Source organism: Pseudomonas sp. 21615526, from assembly GCF_013386245.1.
Taxonomy (GTDB): domain Bacteria; phylum Pseudomonadota; class Gammaproteobacteria; order Pseudomonadales; family Pseudomonadaceae; genus Aquipseudomonas.
This window is the reverse complement of record NZ_JACAOM010000033.1, coordinates 89148-106896: the sequence shown is the minus strand read 5'-3', so window position 1 is coordinate 106896 and position 17749 is coordinate 89148. Positions and strand designations below refer to the sequence as shown.

Genomic DNA, 17749 nt, shown 5'->3' with positions numbered 1-17749 from the left:
TTCAGATGTCAGTGTCGACTTCTTCTACTTCTTCAACCGGCTCGCGGTTGGCGGCAGCCTTGACGTCAGGTGCCGGGGTCAGCAACTTGTCGCGGATCTGCTTCTCGAGCGTAGCGGCAACATCCGGGTTATCCGCAAGGAACTTGGCCGAGTTGGCCTTGCCCTGGCCGATCTTGCTGCCGTTGTAGGCATACCAGGCACCGGATTTCTCGACGAAACCGTGCAGCACGCCCAGGTCGATCATCTCGCCGTTCAGGTAGATACCCTTGCCGTAGAGAATCTGGAACTCGGCCTGACGGAACGGCGGGGCCACCTTGTTCTTCACGACTTTAACGCGGGTTTCGCTACCGACAACCTCGTCACCTTCCTTCACCGCGCCAGTACGACGGATGTCCAGACGGACCGAAGCGTAGAACTTCAGCGCGTTACCACCGGTGGTGGTTTCCGGGCTGCCGAACATCACGCCGATCTTCATCCGGATCTGGTTGATGAAGATCACCAGGCAGTTGGCGTTCTTGATGTTACCGGTGATTTTACGCAGGGCCTGGGACATCAAGCGGGCTTGAAGGCCCACGTGCATGTCGCCCATTTCGCCTTCGATTTCAGCCTTGGGTACCAGGGCTGCCACGGAGTCGACCACGATCACGTCGATGGCGTTGGAGCGCACCAGCATGTCGGTGATTTCCAGCGCTTGCTCACCGGTGTCCGGTTGCGAAACCAGCAGGTCGTCAACGTTGACGCCCAGCTTGCCGGCGTATTCAGGATCCAGGGCGTGCTCGGCATCGACGAACGCACAGGTGGCGCCCATTTTTTGTGCCTGGGCAATCACCGACAGGGTCAGGGTGGTTTTACCGGAAGATTCAGGACCGTAGATCTCAACGATACGGCCTTTTGGCAGGCCGCCAATGCCGAGCGCGATGTCCAGACCCAGAGAGCCAGTGGAGATAGCCGGGATCGCCTGACGGTCGTGATCGCCCATACGCATTACGGCACCCTTGCCGAATTGACGTTCGATCTGACCCAGGGCCGCAGCCAAGGCTTTCTTCTTGTTGTCGTCCATTAAAGTCCTCACGTAATCAATAAGGCCTGGCGGCCAACACCTGTATAAGTAGACAGTATTGTTCCACAAAGATCCGTGATCGCCTACCCCTGATTTTCTATTTCTGCTGCAGCTCGTCGCAACAAGCCCTCTAGCGCGGCCTTTACCGTTTGTCGGCGGACCTCGTCGCGGTTGCCGGGGAAGTGTTCGAGCTCGGCGGTAACCTCATCGCCCACGCCCCAGGCCAGCCATACGGTGCCCACCGGCTTGTCCGGCGAACCGCCATCGGGCCCGGCCACGCCGCTGACTGCCACGGCAAAACGCGCCAGGCTTTTCTCCTGGGCACCCCGCACCATCGCCTCCACCACTTCGCGGCTGACGGCACCGACCTTGGGGAACAGGGCTTCCGGTACATTCAGTTGCCGGGTCTTCTGGCGATTGGAATACGTAACATAGCCCGCCTCGAACCAGGCCGAACTCCCGGGAATCCGCGTGATTGCCTCGGCGATACCGCCGCCGGTGCACGACTCGGCCGTCGTGACGTGGGCATTGAGAACCTGCAAGCGTCGGCCAAGTTCAGCGGCGAGTTGAGTAATTTCCTTCACGGTCATCTCCTGGAGTGGACGGGCATTCGCCTACCCTACAGGAGCCCATGGGCCATGCAAGTTACAAGAGACTAACGCGCGACGGCCCGGATATACGCCTGGCAGGCGCGCAAGGCAATCATTGCGTTATCGCCGTCGTCGGTGATGCCGATAATTCGTTGAGCATGCGCCGGGTCAAGTCGGGCTCGCGGGGCGCCATGAACCACGCTGCCGGGGGTGGCGGTGGCTGGCATTGGGCAGCCGCTGGCTGAGTCGCTGGCGTCGAGAAGGACTGACAACCGCACATCAGCAGTGGCCAGACGATCCCGCAGATGAGCCTGATCACGCTGTGCATCGGAAAGCTCCCGAGTGTGTTGTTGGTCGCTGGCGCTGAGTTGTTGCTCCAGTGCCAGCCGTTTGTCCTGTTCCAACCGTTGTTGACGCTGAGCCGACAGGCTTTGTTGGCTCAGCGCTTCGGCGTGCAGCACCTCCAGGCGCTCAAGTTGGATGCCATACCGCCAAGCCTGTACCTGCCAGGCAATACCCGCCGAGACCGCCGCCAACAGGAAAAAGCCAAGCAGGCGATATGACGTCAGGAAGCCCATAGAACCGCCTTCGCCCGAGCCCACAACTGCATACGGTTTTCCAAGCCATTGAGGCCGCCATTGATACGCCGGGTGATGGTGGTGAACTGGTCTTTGTCGGCCAGTTCGTTCAAGCCATTGCTCTGCCAGAACCACGCGGCGGATTCGCAGGCCCATTGCGGTTGCTCCAGCAACTCCGGTTGCTGCAACAAACGCTCATCGCCGAACAACGCCTGGCTGCATGCCAGGTAGTTGCGCCGGCCGGTGATCTGGATCAGGCCACGCCCGCGATACTTCTGGCCATCGCCATCGGCTTCGGGGGAGTTGCCCAGGCGCGCGGCCAGGGTGCCGGTGTCGTACTTGCTCAGGTATTGATCGCTGCCCAGCTCACGTACGTAACGCAGTTCGCCGGATTCGTGGCCGATTTGGGCGAGGAAGGCGGCGATGCGTTTGGGGGTGGTGATTTGGTGAGCTGCGGTAGCCGCATTTAAAGAAGCTAAAAAAAGGCCCGCTCTAAGGCGGGCTCCAGGCATTACTTGGATAAGTTGGGGAAGGGTTATCTCCATTGATTTCTACTCTCTCACGCCGACACGTTTACTGAGTAACAGCATCCAACCAAGGCAATACAACGGGCCGTTTGGCAATCAAGGGGAAGCTCTCAGCCTGAGGCCAGTCACGCAATGCTTGAGTGTATTTGAGCAACTCTTTGAACTGCTCAGTGGAAAGCGTCGTTTTCAATCCCATGTCCAACTGATCACGATGACGATCACTTACCCAACTAATGCGCTGTATTTCTGAATCACGCCACATGCGCTCATTTGCCTGGGCTTCAGCATCGGAAATGACGGGATCGATGTACTCCTGGCACTGCTCACCCGAATCAATCAGTAAACGCACTGCACGATAAACGTCCGGAGTTTCTGCTTCAGTCACATGGTAGGGATAGCCATCCAAGGTGACTAAGTAGCTACCGTCCTTTTTAAGATAAATGTCCTCTATGTTGTACTGCTCAGGACGTTGTTCGTTATCCATTACTGAATCCTCCATGCAAAACCGACACAGTTTCCATTACCTACCGCAGTGCCACCAGCTGCCACTCCGGCGTTGCCACCAAGCGCAGCCCCGTTACCGTTGTAATTGGCACAGAAAAAGGCCCACGTTCCGCCTGCTGGAAGCACACCGCTCCCCCCTATCTGGATCCATTGCCCAGCTACAGGTTTGAGAAAGCTGGAAGCTGAGAGCGCATCGGTAATCCCGTAACCCGCCAGCGTAGTAGCCACGTTCGCTTTACGCGCGGGGTCAAAATTCCCGGAAGTCCAAGCTGTCTGTGATCCCCACATGAGTTCCCCTGCAGAGTTCATCGCCAAAGACCTGGCAATTATCCCCCCCCAGTGAAAGAGCACTCTGGGTGCATATTCAAATCCGCTTTGGGTATTAGTAACTTCTTGGGCTTCTCGAATTTCAATGGCGCCACCCAGCCCATTACTCCAGTCCCCCGGTGTTTCTGCAGATAAACTAACCCGCTGACGGCTGGTGCGGCCCACTACAAGGCCATCGGTAATCCCATATCCCGCCAGAGTGGTTGCCTTATCCGCCTTGTTTGTCAGATCCAAATTGGCAGCAGTCCAAACTTTCTGCCCCCCCCATACCATCTCTCCGTTAGCATCCATCGCCAACGCTTTCGCCCAGCGGTCCTTCCAATGAAACATGATTTTCGGGGCGTACTCGAACGTCAGCTTTTTGCTTTCTACCTGTTGAGCCTCACGGATTTCCAGCGCACCACCAAGACCATTACCGGTATCAGTCAAATCACTGGCGGACAAGCTAGGCCGTTGGTCTGTTGTACGTCCAACCAGCAGCGCATCGGTAATCCCAAACCCCGCCAACGTCGTGGGCTTATTCCTCAACTTCAACCAATCACTCAAAACACTCAATGCCTGCGCCAGCTGATCGGTCTTCGTCTCGTCCGGCGCGATCCCCGCCGCCGCCAGCACATTCAAAATCTCCTGCGTAACCCCATTCCCCCAAGCCGCCGGAATCAAACTCCCCGGCGTCCCGGTCACCGGGTTTTCATCCACAAACTTGCCATTCACCAGCCCAACGCTGGGCACACTCTTTGGATAATCCACGCTTCTATCCTCTAGTCATAATTGATGTGCACCTGCGTATGAGCAGGTGCGCTGCGATGAATCAGGCACTCCAGGGCATTGCCCGGGTTGACGCCAAACCGCTCTCCCCAATAACTCGCCCCAAACCGCCGCCCCAGGTGCTGGCGGCCGCCGGTGTTGAGCGTCCACATGAAGTGCGCCTGCCAGGTGCCAAAATGCGCCGCGCCAAACCGTGAGCGGCCCATGCGCGGGGCGCGATGTTCAGTGACACTGGCGTCGGGATAACCCTGGCTGCGGGCGATTTCGATGTAGTACGCGGCGCGCTGGCTGCCCACCGCCAACAGACGTCGACGCACCGCCAGGCGACGGTCGTCGTACAGCGGGCTCAAGCCCAGGCAAGGGTCCGGCAGTTGCATCACCCTTTCCCACTCCGGCACCAGTTCGCTGACGGTCACGGGGTCCATTTCGTTTTGCAGGTCGCAGGCGCGGGCGTCGATGCGCGTAAGTTCTTCGGCGATGCCTTTGAGCACCGTCTGCAACTGCGGCATGGTCTCCAGGTCCCAGGCCGGCCCGCTGGGCAACAGGGCGATCAGTTGCTCCTCGTACTGGCCAGCCGTCCTTATCCCAGCCATGTGATACCTCCAAACACCAGTAACTGGTTTGTCGCCGCCGTAACGTCCGCCAGCGGGCTTGTCAGTTTGTGATCGGTCTCACCGGTGGCGGTGCTGATGGCTTCGGCGATGTGGGTCAGCAACAAGCTGTCGCCCAGCCCCGCCTCGCGATTGTGCAAGTCTCGCAGTTGGGCCTCGACGGCCGCACGCACGGCGCTGGTGTCGGGGGTCAAGCGCAGTTGATAAGCCACTGGTTTCATCACCGGCGCCAACACATACACATCAGCGGTCACTGGCCGCAGCGGTTCGATATGGGCTTGAACCTGCGCCAGCTGCGCGGCATTGGGGATCGGCTGCGGGTCGTCGTCACGCATCACGAACACCCCCACCGTCCCCGGCCCCAGGTAATTGCCGCGACACCACGCGCGGGTAATGCCGGGCACTTCGAGGGACCAGGTCTCGTAATCCTGTGCCGAACCGCCCTGGGGAATAACGCGATAGGAACGAATCACCCGCGCCCGCAGCGACTCCAGGGTTTCTCGTGCCACACCGCCGGTCAGCCCCGGCGCCAGCACGGTAAAGGTCGAACCAATACCTTGCAGCGGCTGGACCGCGATCAGGCTCAGCCCGGCATCAGCGTTGCCCAGCGTGCCGGCATCAATCGCCTGCACCGTGGCGGTGTTGAGGCCTGCATGGGTGGTACCGGCAGCGGTGACTTTGAAGCTGCGACCATCACTGGCTTGCAGCACCGTGTCCACATCCAGCACCGCGCCCGCCGCTGCGGTAAAACTCACGGTGCCACTGGCGGCTACCGCCGCCTTGCGTGCCTGGTTCAAACGCAGCGCAGCGATGCGTTCCAGGGTGGATTCATCGGCGGTATCCGGCAGGATCTGCTCAGCGATCCAATCGAGATAACCGTACAGGCCGAACGCCGCACCACTCAGTGTGCGCGCCAGGACCTGGGCATCGGACTGGCGCAGCGAATCGCTGGCCAGGTCGCTTTGGGTGCGTTTGATCAGCACCGGCAGCGAAGGGGTTTCAAACGGCATAGATCACCTGCCAACTGTTATCAGGGTTGATGTCCAGGCGCTCGCCATCGGCCAGGGTCAGCTGCGTGCGCAGGTTGAGCCGCTGGGCGTCGAGGCGCTCACTGAGGACTTCGATGGCGCTGCAATGCCCGTCGTCGATCAGCCATTGCAAGGCTTCGCGGGCATAGAATTCGGCGTCCAGTTGCGTCTGGCGGGTCAGCTTGACCCGGCGCAGCAACCACAACCTTGAGCCGATACGGTCGTCGGCCACGCTGGGAAAACTGTCGCCCCACCAGCCGAAGCGCTCGTCATCGTCAACCGCATCGTCGGGTGCGGCACGGCGCCAGGTGAACAGGCTGATCAGCACCGAGCGGGTCAGGGCCTTTTTCAGGTTGTCGGAGACAAACATCACTGGCCTCCCGCCGGCGCACCGGTCTGACCGCTGCCGGGCTGGACGCCCACATGCACGTGCTGGATCTGGCTGATGCCGCCGGCAATCTGATCGCCCTGGGAGATGATCTTGCCGCTCTGCGTCAGGGTCGGCGTATCAATGTTCACCGCCTGGCTGGCGCGGATATTCAAGGTGCCGGTTTCAATGTCGATTACCCGCCCGCGCTTGAAATGAACTTTGTCGCCTTCGTCGGTATAGATCGCCACTTCACCCGGCGCCAGGGACTGCAAGCGATAGCGACGGTCTGCCACCACCAGCACGATGGCATGGGAGCGGTCACCGCCCAGGAAGGTGGCGATGCCTTCAGCACCCGCCAGAGGGTTGCTGGTAAAACCGTAGGGTTCGAAGTGCTCCATGTCGTCGTTCACTTCGCCTGCCGTCAGGCGCATTTGCAGCGATTGCAGCTTGGTGGCCGAGTGGGCGAGCACGACAGTGCCGCGCGCCAGCAGGCGAGTCAGTAAGCTCATGGAAATTCCTTGGTGGTTAAGCGGATGGCAACGGATTGGCATCAAAGGTGGACGGCGGCGCCACCTGTAGCGTGGTGATCGAACCTTGGTCGGAGAGCGACCAGGTGACCTTGGAGATCAGCATGTCCTGGTCAAAGCCCAGCACCGGATCGATCACCCGCACCAACAGGTTGTGGCGCCACAAATCGCCGTTGGACTGCCGCCAGCCTTGCACGGTGTAGGTGGTGGTCAGGGCTTTTCCGGTACGGGTGGCGCGTTCCCAGTCGGCGCGTTGCTGGGCCAGCTCGGGGGTCAACTGCGTCGGTTCGCTGATCACCGTGACGCGTTTTCGCGTGGCTTTTTCATCCCGGGAAATCCCTGAAACCTCACTGACCGCCGCTGCACTTTTCTGATCATCGCCCTTGTGCTGGCCGATGACGCGGTACTCGGAAAATACCGAGCTGAAGTCCATCGGTGCGTTAGCCGAAAGGATGTTCTGGCCCAGTTCCAGGCTGTCATTCGCACGCCCTGCACTACCGGGCGATGCCAATACCAGGCGCCCATCCGCATCGTCGGTGGAGAACACCCGATACAACGTCAGCAAGCGGTCGATGGATTGAAATACCGTCTCCCCGGGCACGATGCTGTGGGTATGCAGGCGCGCGGTTTCGGCAATCTCGCTGTGCACCTCCACGCCATAGGCGGCCGTCAGCGCCCGGACGATGCTCAGCACACTTTGCCCGCGCCACTGGCCGGGCTGGTTTATCGCTGCGCAGTCCACCAGGTCCTGGGTCACTGAGCCGCCCTGAATACTCAGGCTGATCTGTCGGCCGTCGTAACTGATGGGCGCCTTGAAGACAAAGCCGGTGAGCACCAGGTCGCAACCGATGCGTACCTGGCAACGGGCGCCGGGCTTGATCGGCGCCGCCAGGGTTTGCCCGGGCCATTGCCAGGTGATGTTGAGGGTGAAGGTGCGAAATTGACGCTCCAGGTCGGCGCTGATTTCCACGCTTTTCCAGCCGCCATAATCCAGGCCGTCCACGGTCAGGGTGACGGCATTGTCCAACTTGTTCATGGGTTACTCCCTGACCACTTGCAGGTCCGCCGGTGGCAGGAAGCCCGGGTGGGCCACCCGATTGCGCTGCACCACCTCGCCCACTCGCGTCGCGTCACCGAACCGCTGATAGGCCAACAGCAAGGCGGGCATGCTGCGCATCGGCGTCAGATTGACCAGCCGGACACCGGACGAAGCCACCGCCGTCAGATGCGCGAACATCTGTTGGCGCAGGTCGTTCAGCGCAACATAGTGCCCGGCGTCGGCCTTCAATGCGGCTTGCCACATGGCTTCGTTCAGAAGGTCACGCAGCACCAGCACATCGTCGGCCACCGGCACTTCGCGGCGCTGCACCGGCTGTGCCGCCTGTTGCGCCACGGATGGCGTGGTACTGAGGGTCACCGCTTTGGTCGCCACCGGTACGTCCGCCAGCCAATGGGCGATCTTCACCCACAACGCATCCTGTACCAGGTTGGCAGTGGCTTGCACCGCCGCCACGCTGTCCTTGCCGGTGGTCAGCTTCGGCACGTCGATATTCCGAGCCGCTTCCACCTGCTGCGAGAGGTTGGCCAGCATGCCGCGATAGCCGCTGCGGGCAAATGCCTTCAACTCCTTCACATCGCCGAGCAAGCCCTTGAACTCGGTGCTCAATTCCTTGGGCACTTCCTTGATGGCTTTGACCAAGGCATTCAGGTCGCCATACAACTGAATCAGTGGGGCAAACTGCTGCTCAATTACCTGGTAAACCTCTGCCAGGCCATTGCGCAACGCCTGGATGCCCACCCGCGCCTGCTTCACCAGTGCGACGGCCTGCTCAAAGCGCAGCACCGCCGAACCCAGCAAACTGTCGGCCGACACCAGCAACAGCTGGCGGGTATTGACCGCCGTAGTGGGAAACTTCAAAGGTTCGTCGGGATAGAACTTCAGGGCAAAGGTCACCAGCCCGCCGTCCTGGCGGGTTTGGGTCATCTCGCATTCGCCGACCTTGACCTGCAACCGTCCAAGCCACGGGTGCACCAGCTCGCCGGCGCCCTCCTCCAGGGCCTTGAGCAACTTGTCGCGTTGCTCCAGGCAATCCTCGCCCACTACAAATGCAGTCAGCTCATGCACCCTGGACTGTTGGCCCAGCCCTTCAAAAAAAGGCAGGTCGCGCTGAGGGTATTCGTGCAACTGGCCCTTCTTGCCGACCGGGACTTTCGCCTGGTCAACCCAAAACCCGACGCCACGAAACGACGCCGGCAACAAACGATCACGCCAGCTCATTGGAGCCTCCAAGGGACAGGGAACGGTAGCCGACACGTGGGGTGACGCTCAGGCCGGGCTGGTTGGTTCTGGGCTGGTCGACCCGCAGGCCCGCCGGTGCATTGTCGAAGCTCACCCGCAAATCGCCGTTGAGCTGCGTGCGGTTGTTGGCAGCGGTTTGTTGCAGCAGCGAACTGGAGCTGGACGCCAGCGGTGACACCAAGCCAGGCCCCTTGCGGAACCAGGACGGATCGCGCGCGCTTTCGGCATTACGTTCCTGTTGCTCGGTGGTCAACTCCAGCACACTGCCGGTCGCCTGGTTGATCACTTCACCCAGCCCACCGTTGAACAGCTTGCGAATCGGTGCGGTGATCACCGCAAGCTTCTCCGACAGCGCGGTGAACCAACTCAGCACCGGTGCCCACATGGCTTCAAGTTGCTCCATCGGATGCCAGTCGTCGAACAGGCCACTCAACACTACAAAGGCGTCCTGGGCCTGCAACTTGATATCGCCCCAGATCGAGGCGAATGCACCGCTGACGCTACCCCAGACGGCAGAAACCTTGTCCAGGGGCGACCAATCGAAGTAACTACTGACGATGGTAAAAGCCGCCAGCGCGGTGAGTTTGAAGTCACTCCAGATCGCCGCAAACATCTCACTGATCACGCCCCAGTTGGCAATGATTTGCCCTTGGGGTGACCAACTGAACAGGCTTTTCATGAACTCGACCACCGGCACACTCAGCGCCTTGAGCAAGTCCCAGAGGGCCGCAAAAAAGCCGCTCAACGGCGTCCAGTTGTTGACGATCAAACCCATTGGCGACCAGGAAAACAGTGTGGTGAAAAAGCCGACCAAGGGCTGCGCCATCACCTTCAGCGACGTCCACAACCCGGCAAAAAAGCCTGTGATCGGCCCCCACAAGCGCATCACCTGTTCCAGCGGACGAAACGCAAAGACCGTCTGGAAAAACTCGCCCAAGGTTCCAATCGCCGCCATCACCCGTTCGCCGAGCCCGACAAAAAATGCCGAAATCGGCTTCCAGTTGGCAACGATCAAGCCTGCCGCCACGGCAATGCCTACAGCCACCAAAACTATCGGATTGGCGCTGAGCACCAGCTGCATCAAGCCCAGTGCCTGAGACACGCCGGTGACGGCCGCCTGCATCGCGGTAAACGCTACTGCGCCGGCAGCCAGGCCCTGCACCAGTTGCGGATTTTCGGTGAGCACCTGGGCCACCGTCGTCAGCAACGGCTCCAACCCGACCACCACCGCCGTGACGGCCGGCAACAGCGCAGTACCAAACGCCACCGACACCTTGTCCAGCGACGCGTTGAAATCCTTCAGCCCTTGCGCCGCCGTTTCGGTAACGCCCTGCCCCACGGCGGCATTGACCTCGCCGACCTCAGCCTTGAACGCCAGCGCCGATTTGATACCGCTGATAAACGGTGCCGCCAGCCCACCGCCCTTTACCAAACCGGCGATATCCAGCTTGCCGAGACCGGTCTGTTCCAGGTTCTGCCTGAAGCGCCCGACCATGGCCTGCAGCGCAGCAAGCTTGGGCGACAGCTGGTCGATGCCGGTCAGGCGCACGGCGGTACTTTCTACTTTCTGAGCTTCTGCCATCACTGCACCTGCTGCATCGCATTGATCCGTTGCGCATGCTCCAGGGATTCCCGGAGCGTATCCAAAGGCCTGGCCAGCATCTGTTCGGGATCAACCTTCCAGAACCAGGCCAGGTCATAGGCCACCGCAATCAGCTCGGCGACGGAGCCTGCGCCGCACTCATGAAAAAACCGGCGACGGCCCAGCTCAGCGCGTTGAAGTCCATCAGGTCGAGCTGGTTGACCGACGACGGCGGGATACCCGCGCACACGGCGATGTACTTGGCGGCGACGTCAAGGTCCAGACTCACGTCTTCGCCCTTGTCGATCTTGTACGGCAGCGCCTTGATTGCCCGCACCTCCTGCACCGTCGGGCGGCGCAGGGTGAGTTCGGTCAATGACTCGCCGTGGGCCTCGATGGCCGCTTGCAGCTTCACCGTATCGGTCATTGCCAGGTCCCCTTGATGCCTTCGAATTTCAGCTCGATCACGGCATCGTCGCCCTTGGCCACCGGCTCTTCCACCAGGTAGGCACCGGCCAGCACGTAGACCTTGCCGTTGTTGAATTCGCAGGTGACGGTCATGTCGGTGCCGGCGATCAGTTGCTTCAATGGAAAGTCCGGCGTGTGCAGCGCGGTAACTTTGAAAGACGGGGTGATGTCGGTTTCCTTATAGAAACCCGGCACCACGGTTTCCCGCTTGACGGCCATCAACGGTGCTTCGCAGCCGCCGTTGATGGTCAGTTGAGCGCCGTCCACTTTGACGTAGCAGGTGCCCGCAATCAGTTGACCCATGATGTTTCTCCCAAAAATAAGCCCGCACTCGGCGGGCTGGAATCAGTTGCGAAAAGCGCGGGGCCTACACCGCCGCGTCGTACTGCAAACGGAACTGGTTGAGCAGCGCGAACACCCGCAGCCCGTTGACGTAATCCGGCGGGAACAGCACGTTGACCCGGCTCGGGTCCTGGCTGTCGCGCTCGACGATCAGGTGCTCGGCGAACAGCTCTGCGTTCTCCACATGGCCTTCCAGTTCGAGCTTGGCGTACTGGGCAATCAGCTCACCGCGGATGGTGCTCGGGGTGACGATCGGCTGGCCGGCGCCAAAGCGCGTGCCGTCAGCAGCGAGTTTGTGGCGCCCGTACTTGCTGGTGATCACGCTCTGCAGGCGGCGCACGATAAAGGCCGACTGGTGCAGGGTTTCGCTGTCCAGATAGGAATTGTCCGCCTGGCCGAACGCGTTCTTCTGGTAAGTGGTGATGGCCCGCTGAATGCGCACGTAACCGCCTTCGTAGTAAGCGGTGGCGATGCCGTAGTTGAGCAGCGATTGGCGCTCGGTCAGAGTGAAGCGCTCGCTCGCGTCGGCCGGATCGAGGCCCGGCAAGCTGCCGCTTTGGGTCGGACGACTGGCATCGGCAGAGATGAACACCGCCGTGCGTGCAGCCAATGCTGCCGCCTGGACCCAGAACGGTTGCGGCACGCCCGGCTCCATGGCCTGGATGGTAACGTGCTGGTCATTTCGCCCTTGCCCGGCCGCCACCAGGGTGCCGATAGTGCCGCGCTTGGCGGTGTAAACGTGGCCGAACAGTTGCTTGGCCCACGACCAACGACCGCTGTTGTCATCCATCACCGCTTGCCAGGCGTTGAGGCTGGTGGTGTCGGCCCAGGGCATGCAGATGAACTCGAACGGCTCGTCGCCCAGCGCAGCCAATGCCGCGAGCTGGTCCGGCACACCGGCGCCCGCCGCCATTTTGCCGAGCACGGCGGTCAGGCCGTCGGGGGTTTGTTCGCCGTTGCTCTGGCCCAGGCGGTTGAGCTGCAGGCTGATGTCGTTGCCACTCTCACCGGTCCACTTGGCGGTCAGGGTGACGGTGCCATCGGCGGCTACCGCACTGACCGACAGGTCGGCACTGGCGTTGATTTTCAGCGCCAGGGCGGTGGCAGCCACGGCAGCCGTCGCACCATTGATCACGGTCGCTTGAACCCGGGTGCCGCCGACGTACAGGCTGAGAATGCCACCTTGGGTCGCGGCGCCGGTCAGCTTGAGCTCGGCCTTGGCCGCGCTGCCTTCGGTGCTGTGCAGCGGCAGGCACCAGATCTCGCCCACCGGGTCACTCTTGCGGAACGTCTCGTACATCGACGCCAGCATCGAACCCTGGCCACCGATACGCTTGGCCATGGCCGCGCTCGATACCAGCACCAGGCTGCCGATTTCCGGGCTGGTGACGTTGTCGTTGACCTGGGCCACGATCAGCCGGCGCAGGGCCGACGACGCACTATTGGCCGCCGAATTGTCCATCTCGGCGTAGAACAGCGGCACACGAATGTCCGCCGGAATATGACTGAATCCGATCGCCATTACTTGGCTCCCTGTGTTTTTGCCGCCTTGACGGCTTTGGTTGTGATGTCGCCATCGGCCAGACGTCGACGCCACCAGGCGTTGTCCGGGACTTCGCGGCCTTCGGCGGGCAACAGATCGCCCGCCTCCGGGTCAGGTACGGCACGGCCGGAAACCGGCAGTACGGTGATGCGTTTGCTCATGGTTTTACCTCGGCAGAAAACGTCATTTCCAGGCGCCCGTCGGGGCCTGGGCGTTGCAGGTTGGGGTCGGCTGGGTCGATGGCATCGACCCGCACCGTCACCCCGTTGAAGGACGGCAAAGCGTCCAGTTCAAGCTCGAGCCAGGTTTCCGCCGGCTGCGTGCTGAGGTTGCGTCCCAACTGGCTCTCGAGAAAAAACCGCAGCCGGTACAACCCGCGAACCTTGCTGAGCAACAGCCATTCGCCAGCGTCGTACTGGATGGGCTCGTAGAACCCCTCGGGCCTGTAGCCCACCAGCGCCCGCCAGACCTCGGCGCGCAAGGCATGCAGCTGGTCCATCGCCTGGGCTTGCTGGCCCTCCGGCAAATCCAGCACCAGTACCACGCCAAAATGTTCGCGCAGGGGTTGGCGACTGCTGTTTTGCGCAGCGTTAGGGCTGGCCTTGTCACTGATCGGCGTCACGACCGCCTGGGGTGAGTCGAGCACTGGAAGGTTTTGCAGCGCGTCGAGGTCGAGGCCGGCGCCGATGTGTTGGTTGAACGATGGGCAGTGATCCCGAAGATGACTGACCAGAGGGGTTATCTTCATGGCATCTCACCAGGCAATAAAAAACCCGCCGAAGCGGGTGGGTAGAAGGAACCGATCGAGCACGTCATTGCGGTGACGACAATCCGTTCGCCTTGATCGTGCATCGGTAGCTTTCCTTGCGTTTGCCGACGGCCGTCAGCGTGTCGATGGACCAGCGCCCCTGCATGAAGCCGGGCCAGGTTTCATCCAGCACCAGCAGCCCTTCGGCCTGGAACGCCGGGTTGCCGGGGCATATCACATTGATCTGCAGGCCTTCACGGCTAACCCGGCGCATCTCGCCTTCGGCCGCCGTCCTGGCTTCGTCTTCGCTCTGGTAGCGCTGGGCAAGGACCTTGAACGGCGCACCGCCCACCTCCACCTCACGTTTCTTGCAGGTAGCGGCATCCCACCAGGACGCCTTGGCCCCTTTGAACTTGGCCCGGCTGGTCTCGGTAAAACTGGCGCTGATAAACGCGCGGTCGCCCGGACGGTTATCACGGGTGACCGACAGCCGCACTTCTTGCAGCGGCTTGCCCGACAGCGAGGCGATCTGGCCTTTACGGCCCAGCACATACAGCTCGTCGACAGGCTTGGCCACCGCATCAAAACGCTTGGCAAGCCGGGTCAGGAAGCTCATGTCGCTTTCGTTGGTCTGGTCGATGTGAGCGATCTTTTCAGCGTCCAGATCCGGCGCGACCCTGGGTGAGAATCCATAACGTATGGTCAGTTGGCGGAACAGTGCGCCCAGGGTGGTCGGCCCATGGCTGGCTGTGCGGCGCTGTTTGAATTCGTCCTGGTCGAACGGCGCCGCCGTGGCCACCAACACCAGGCGCAGGGGGAACAGGTACGGGGTGCGCTGGGTAATCTTGAAGAGCCCCTTGTCCTCCAGGCCGGTCTCCAGGTAACCGACCCGCAGGCCGATCCTCCCACCCAGGCTGGGCAATCCCTCAAGCCCTTCGATGTCGAGGGTCAGCTTGAGCTGGTCGGAGACGAAGCCTGCGGCATCGGTGTGTTCCCACTCCAGTAATCGCTCGTTGAGCAGCGCGGCATTGGTCCCGTAAATTTCCACCGCCGGTGTGAATCCAAGTGCCATGGTTCCTCCTTAATCCCAAACCGAAACCGGTTTTTTTGCGGCGGGCCGCGCGTCCAGCTCCGGTACGATTACACCGATGCCGGCCGGCAATACCGCCCCGTGTTCCGCGAGGTCCGGGTTGAGATGCCACAGTGCTTCCTCGGCAGCGTCGTCGCTGCGACCCAGTTCGCGGTAGAGCAGCAGGTTGACGGAGTCACCGGCAATACTTCGGACTCTACGCATTGACGAATTCCTCCAGTATCAACGTCCAATTGATCAGCATGGCGGTGCCGTCGTCGATCACGTTGGCTTGTTTCTCGTCCACCGATTTGATCGTCCACAGCCCCCAGTTACGGCCAATCCCGTCCACCAACGGCAGCGGTGTACGCAAGGCCTGCAAGTCGCGCAGTTCGTCGAGCCTGGCCATGCCAATGCCACGCGCCGCCTTGCCGGCAAAGGTCAATGTTTCGAGGGCCTGGCCGGTCTGGCTGGACTTGGGTTTGCCGGCAATGATGTCCAGCGCGACCCAGCCACCGCTACTGTTACGGTCGAGGGTCGCGTAGGCAAACCCGCGCGACAGCCCGAAAATAAAGCTGCCCAACACCATTTGTTGTCGCATTAAACCGCTCCATCGGTGAGTGCCGCGTCGCGTCGCGTCGCCAGCAGGTTGTCCATCGACAGCGGCGTAAACTGCGCCTCGATCTGTTGCACGACGAGCGCCGCCAGCGCCTGGTAACTGGTCTGCTCGGGTGCGGTAATGTTGATCTGCGGGGCGAAGTTGATTTGCCGGTTGTCTGTTTGAGCGTTGGGAAGGCTTTGGCTGACCTGTTCGGGTGGCGGGAGACGGTCGTCGCTGCTCATGACTTTCTCGCCCAGGCTCGCACCGACGTCGCTGCCGACGAAGGTGCCGACTACGCCGCCCACCACCTTACCGATTGCACCGCCGGCAAAGCCGCCGATCACACCGCCCAACACTGTGCCGGCGCCCGGAATAATCGAACCCAGCGCCGCCCCGGCGAGCGTGCCAACGGCTCGCCCAATGGCCAGCCCTGCAACCTCGCCGGCCACACCACCCGCGACGCCACCGCCTATCGACCCCACACTGGCGCCAACGGACTCTTTCAGGGTGCCATTGCTCGCGCCCTTGATGAGATTGACACCCGCGTCTGCCACCACCAACGCCAACGAACCGCGCTTCGCGATTCGGCTGGCCCTGTTGGTTTTCGTGGGCGCATCAGGGCCTGATTTTTTGCCTGGCGTGCGCTCGCCCTGGCGTGTGTCGTTGCCTTGTGACTTCCCTTTGCTGCCGGACGGGTCGGACTTGTTGCCACTGGCATCGCGGGGCGCGTCACCCTCGCCCAGGACTTTCCCGGCGACCTTGTCGAAGACTTTGTCCACGACAGTGCCGCCGAGCTTCTTCGCCAGCGGCACCATCACCACCGCGGCCAATGTGAGGGCGGCCGTGGCTTTGGGCAGCGATTCAGCCAGCCAGCCCAAGCCATTGACCACTGAGGTCAGCACCGTCAGTGCGCCGTTTTTCAGGGGGGCAATCGCCGTATCGGAAGCTGTCTCCAGGCGGGTGGTGCTGGCCTGGAAGGCTTGTTCATGAGCTTGTGTGGAGTCTGCCCGTCCGGTGGCCGAACGCATGACCGAGCCCTGGTCTCCCAGGACCGAAGTCGCGTAAGTCGACTTGTCGGCCACCGCCGTAAAGGCCTGCTTCAGCGTGTCGATCACCGGCACCAGGCTCAGAATCGAGCGGTTACCGTCGAACAACTGCGTGGCCAGTGCCGCCTGCCTTTCCTGGGGCTGCGCCTTGAGCGCCTCGAGGACCGTCAGCACTGTTTGCGGTGCATCCTGCTTCATGCCTGCCGCAAGCACCTTCGGGTCAAGCTTGAGCTCTGCCCAGGCAGCACGCTGCCCCTCGGACGCACCGTCACCCTTGGCCAGCGCGGCGCCGACTTTTTCCACCGCAAGCCCGGCAGACGCCCGGTTGTTACCAACCGTCAGCAACGCCGCCGAAAACGCCGCTACCTGCTCGGGGCTCATGCCCGACGTTCTCGCCGCAGTGCTCTGGCGCACAATCGAACCAATATCCACCGCATCGGCCTTGAGCGAAGCGTGGGAACCCAGCACGTTGGTGGCGTCAGCCAGATCCAGCGCCTGCGGGCGATCCAGCTTCATCGACCCACGCCAGCCGCCCATCATCTCGCCGGCCGTCTTGATATCGGTCTGAAAGGCCGCGGCGATGAGCGCGCTATCGCGGGCGAACTGCAGCAAATCAGCCTGGCGAGTTTCAAGGTCCTTGCCTACGCCGGACCGGGCCCCCACCTGCTCCACCCTTGCCAGGTCGACAGCATCTGCGCCACTCGCGGCAACCATCGGGTCGGACGCCAAGGCCAGGTTGGCTTCGCGCAGTTGTGTGCGCTCATACCCGGCAAACCCCACCACTTCATGCAGGTCGGTCATCGCCGTGTCCAGCGCCTGCGAGGGTTTGACGGTATCGGATGAGGCGCCGCCCGTGCTATTGCCCTTGCCGGTTTTCAGGGCACCCATCACATCGAGCAATGAGCCGTTGAACCTCTCCAGCGTGTCGATGAGCCGGGTCTGCCCCGTGACCAGTTGCGTCAGTTGCGCACCGACATTCGCCAGTTCCTGGCCCGGTACGTCCTTGGGTACGGCATCAAGCAAGGACGGGCCGGCAAGCATCGGCGCAATCGGCTGGATGCTGGCGCCTGCCCCGGCCGTTTCAAGCGAGCCGTAAATCGCCTCGCCGTCCCTGGCGATGAGCGACCTCAATCCAAATTTACTGTCTGCCATCCGCTCTAC

23 protein-coding genes are annotated in these 17749 nt (G+C 61.7%); all 23 read right to left on the bottom strand.

The window, feature by feature from the left end:
- Position 1: 1 nt before the first annotated feature.
- The gene (gene recA, locus HX786_RS12300) at positions 2-1060 is read right to left on the bottom strand and encodes a recombinase RecA (protein ID WP_003208645.1); all 1059 of its coding nucleotides are present in this window, start codon (positions 1058-1060) and stop codon (positions 2-4) included.
- Between the two features lie 83 nt (positions 1061-1143).
- Positions 1144-1644, bottom strand: coding sequence for a CinA family protein (locus HX786_RS12295; protein WP_003208648.1), 501 nt, complete (start codon positions 1642-1644; stop codon positions 1144-1146).
- A 71-nt stretch (positions 1645-1715) separates the two neighbouring features.
- Positions 1716-2228, bottom strand: coding sequence for a lysis system i-spanin subunit Rz (locus HX786_RS12290; RefSeq protein ID WP_177022728.1), 513 nt, complete (start codon positions 2226-2228; stop codon positions 1716-1718).
- Positions 2216-2773 carry a glycoside hydrolase family 19 protein gene (locus HX786_RS12285; RefSeq protein WP_177022727.1) on the bottom strand — a complete coding sequence of 186 codons (558 nt, stop codon included), beginning with the start codon at positions 2771-2773 and terminating at the stop codon, positions 2216-2218. The genes HX786_RS12290 and HX786_RS12285 overlap by 13 nt, the downstream gene beginning before the upstream one ends.
- A gap of 28 nt (positions 2774-2801) precedes the next feature.
- Complete coding sequence (locus HX786_RS12280; RefSeq protein ID WP_157721310.1) at positions 2802-3239, bottom strand: phage tail assembly chaperone; 438 nt, start codon at positions 3237-3239, stop codon at positions 2802-2804.
- Positions 3239-4336 (bottom strand): hypothetical protein, encoded by a 1098-nt coding sequence (locus HX786_RS31910; RefSeq protein ID WP_372846727.1) that lies wholly within the window; start codon positions 4334-4336, stop codon positions 3239-3241. Before HX786_RS31910 ends, HX786_RS12280 begins: the two co-directional genes overlap by 1 nt.
- Positions 4337-4347: 11 nt before the next feature.
- A complete protein-coding gene (locus tag HX786_RS12270) occupies positions 4348-4947 on the bottom strand; it encodes a YmfQ family protein (RefSeq protein ID WP_087695306.1) in 600 nt (199 codons plus the stop codon).
- The gene (locus HX786_RS12265) at positions 4935-5975 is read right to left on the bottom strand and encodes a baseplate J/gp47 family protein (RefSeq protein WP_177022726.1); all 1041 of its coding nucleotides are present in this window, start codon (positions 5973-5975) and stop codon (positions 4935-4937) included. The genes HX786_RS12270 and HX786_RS12265 overlap by 13 nt, the downstream gene beginning before the upstream one ends.
- Positions 5965-6363, bottom strand: coding sequence for a phage GP46 family protein (locus tag HX786_RS12260; protein ID WP_178912140.1), 399 nt, complete (start codon positions 6361-6363; stop codon positions 5965-5967). The genes HX786_RS12265 and HX786_RS12260 overlap by 11 nt, the downstream gene beginning before the upstream one ends.
- Positions 6363-6872 (bottom strand): phage baseplate assembly protein V, encoded by a 510-nt coding sequence (locus HX786_RS12255; protein ID WP_177019268.1) that lies wholly within the window; start codon positions 6870-6872, stop codon positions 6363-6365. The genes HX786_RS12260 and HX786_RS12255 overlap by 1 nt, the downstream gene beginning before the upstream one ends.
- Before the next feature lie 16 nt (positions 6873-6888).
- A complete protein-coding gene (locus HX786_RS12250) occupies positions 6889-7926 on the bottom strand; it encodes a phage baseplate assembly protein (RefSeq protein ID WP_178912139.1) in 1038 nt (345 codons plus the stop codon).
- 3 nt (positions 7927-7929) lie between these two features.
- On the bottom strand, positions 7930-9168 hold the full coding sequence (locus HX786_RS12245; RefSeq protein ID WP_177022723.1) for a DNA circularization protein: 1239 nt from the start codon (positions 9166-9168) through the stop codon (positions 7930-7932).
- On the bottom strand, positions 9155-10771 hold the full coding sequence (locus tag HX786_RS12240) for a hypothetical protein (RefSeq protein ID WP_177036156.1): 1617 nt from the start codon (positions 10769-10771) through the stop codon (positions 9155-9157). The genes HX786_RS12245 and HX786_RS12240 overlap by 14 nt, the downstream gene beginning before the upstream one ends.
- Positions 10771-10896, bottom strand: a complete 126-nt coding sequence (locus tag HX786_RS31905; RefSeq protein ID WP_010170085.1) for a hypothetical protein — start codon at positions 10894-10896, stop codon at positions 10771-10773. The genes HX786_RS12240 and HX786_RS31905 overlap by 1 nt, the downstream gene beginning before the upstream one ends.
- Before the next feature lie 5 nt (positions 10897-10901).
- Positions 10902-11198 carry a phage tail assembly protein gene (locus HX786_RS12235; protein ID WP_102369827.1) on the bottom strand — a complete coding sequence of 99 codons (297 nt, stop codon included), beginning with the start codon at positions 11196-11198 and terminating at the stop codon, positions 10902-10904.
- Positions 11195-11542 carry a phage tail tube protein gene (locus tag HX786_RS12230; RefSeq protein ID WP_010170089.1) on the bottom strand — a complete coding sequence of 116 codons (348 nt, stop codon included), beginning with the start codon at positions 11540-11542 and terminating at the stop codon, positions 11195-11197. The genes HX786_RS12235 and HX786_RS12230 overlap by 4 nt, the downstream gene beginning before the upstream one ends.
- A gap of 64 nt (positions 11543-11606) precedes the next feature.
- Positions 11607-13103 (bottom strand): phage tail sheath subtilisin-like domain-containing protein, encoded by a 1497-nt coding sequence (locus HX786_RS12225; protein WP_178912138.1) that lies wholly within the window; start codon positions 13101-13103, stop codon positions 11607-11609.
- Positions 13103-13285, bottom strand: coding sequence for a DUF2635 domain-containing protein (locus tag HX786_RS12220; RefSeq protein ID WP_087695298.1), 183 nt, complete (start codon positions 13283-13285; stop codon positions 13103-13105). The genes HX786_RS12225 and HX786_RS12220 overlap by 1 nt, the downstream gene beginning before the upstream one ends.
- On the bottom strand, positions 13282-13872 hold the full coding sequence (locus tag HX786_RS12215) for a hypothetical protein (RefSeq protein WP_177022718.1): 591 nt from the start codon (positions 13870-13872) through the stop codon (positions 13282-13284). Before HX786_RS12215 ends, HX786_RS12220 begins: the two co-directional genes overlap by 4 nt.
- Positions 13873-13936: 64 nt before the next feature.
- Positions 13937-14944 carry a phage late control D family protein gene (locus HX786_RS12210; RefSeq protein ID WP_177067279.1) on the bottom strand — a complete coding sequence of 336 codons (1008 nt, stop codon included), beginning with the start codon at positions 14942-14944 and terminating at the stop codon, positions 13937-13939.
- 9 nt (positions 14945-14953) lie between these two features.
- Entirely contained in the window at positions 14954-15166 is a 213-nt protein-coding gene (locus tag HX786_RS12205; protein WP_003208655.1) for a tail protein X, read from the bottom strand.
- The gene (locus HX786_RS12200; protein WP_003208656.1) at positions 15159-15542 is read right to left on the bottom strand and encodes a phage tail protein; all 384 of its coding nucleotides are present in this window, start codon (positions 15540-15542) and stop codon (positions 15159-15161) included. Before HX786_RS12200 ends, HX786_RS12205 begins: the two co-directional genes overlap by 8 nt.
- A complete protein-coding gene (locus HX786_RS12195) occupies positions 15542-17740 on the bottom strand; it encodes a phage tail tape measure protein (protein ID WP_178912137.1) in 2199 nt (732 codons plus the stop codon). Before HX786_RS12195 ends, HX786_RS12200 begins: the two co-directional genes overlap by 1 nt.
- Positions 17741-17749: the final 9 nt, after the last annotated feature.

Excerpts from the sequence above, each read along its gene's own strand:
- recA (WP_003208645.1), bottom strand. The coding sequence starts at position 1,060 with ATGGACGACAACAAGAAGAAAGCCTTGGCTGCGGCCCTGGGTCAGATC.
- HX786_RS12290 (WP_177022728.1), bottom strand. The coding sequence starts at position 2,228 with ATGGGCTTCCTGACGTCATATCGCCTGCTTGGCTTTTTCCTGTTGGCG.
- HX786_RS12285 (WP_177022727.1), bottom strand. The coding sequence starts at position 2,773 with ATGGAGATAACCCTTCCCCAACTTATCCAAGTAATGCCTGGAGCCCGC.
- HX786_RS12280 (WP_157721310.1), bottom strand. The coding sequence starts at position 3,239 with ATGGATAACGAACAACGTCCTGAGCAGTACAACATAGAGGACATTTAT.
- HX786_RS12270 (WP_087695306.1), bottom strand. The coding sequence starts at position 4,947 with ATGGCTGGGATAAGGACGGCTGGCCAGTACGAGGAGCAACTGATCGCC.
- HX786_RS12265 (WP_177022726.1), bottom strand. The coding sequence starts at position 5,975 with ATGCCGTTTGAAACCCCTTCGCTGCCGGTGCTGATCAAACGCACCCAA.
- HX786_RS12260 (WP_178912140.1), bottom strand. The coding sequence starts at position 6,363 with ATGTTTGTCTCCGACAACCTGAAAAAGGCCCTGACCCGCTCGGTGCTG.
- HX786_RS12255 (WP_177019268.1), bottom strand. The coding sequence starts at position 6,872 with ATGAGCTTACTGACTCGCCTGCTGGCGCGCGGCACTGTCGTGCTCGCC.
- HX786_RS12250 (WP_178912139.1), bottom strand. The coding sequence starts at position 7,926 with ATGAACAAGTTGGACAATGCCGTCACCCTGACCGTGGACGGCCTGGAT.
- HX786_RS12245 (WP_177022723.1), bottom strand. The coding sequence starts at position 9,168 with ATGAGCTGGCGTGATCGTTTGTTGCCGGCGTCGTTTCGTGGCGTCGGG.
- HX786_RS12240 (WP_177036156.1), bottom strand. The coding sequence starts at position 10,771 with ATGGCAGAAGCTCAGAAAGTAGAAAGTACCGCCGTGCGCCTGACCGGC.
- HX786_RS12235 (WP_102369827.1), bottom strand. The coding sequence starts at position 11,198 with ATGACCGATACGGTGAAGCTGCAAGCGGCCATCGAGGCCCACGGCGAG.
- HX786_RS12230 (WP_010170089.1), bottom strand. The coding sequence starts at position 11,542 with ATGGGTCAACTGATTGCGGGCACCTGCTACGTCAAAGTGGACGGCGCT.
- HX786_RS12225 (WP_178912138.1), bottom strand. The coding sequence starts at position 13,103 with ATGGCGATCGGATTCAGTCATATTCCGGCGGACATTCGTGTGCCGCTG.
- HX786_RS12220 (WP_087695298.1), bottom strand. The coding sequence starts at position 13,285 with ATGAGCAAACGCATCACCGTACTGCCGGTTTCCGGCCGTGCCGTACCT.
- HX786_RS12215 (WP_177022718.1), bottom strand. The coding sequence starts at position 13,872 with ATGAAGATAACCCCTCTGGTCAGTCATCTTCGGGATCACTGCCCATCG.
- HX786_RS12210 (WP_177067279.1), bottom strand. The coding sequence starts at position 14,944 with ATGGCACTTGGATTCACACCGGCGGTGGAAATTTACGGGACCAATGCC.
- HX786_RS12205 (WP_003208655.1), bottom strand. The coding sequence starts at position 15,166 with ATGCGTAGAGTCCGAAGTATTGCCGGTGACTCCGTCAACCTGCTGCTC.
- HX786_RS12200 (WP_003208656.1), bottom strand. The coding sequence starts at position 15,542 with ATGCGACAACAAATGGTGTTGGGCAGCTTTATTTTCGGGCTGTCGCGC.
- HX786_RS12195 (WP_178912137.1), bottom strand. The coding sequence starts at position 17,740 with ATGGCAGACAGTAAATTTGGATTGAGGTCGCTCATCGCCAGGGACGGC.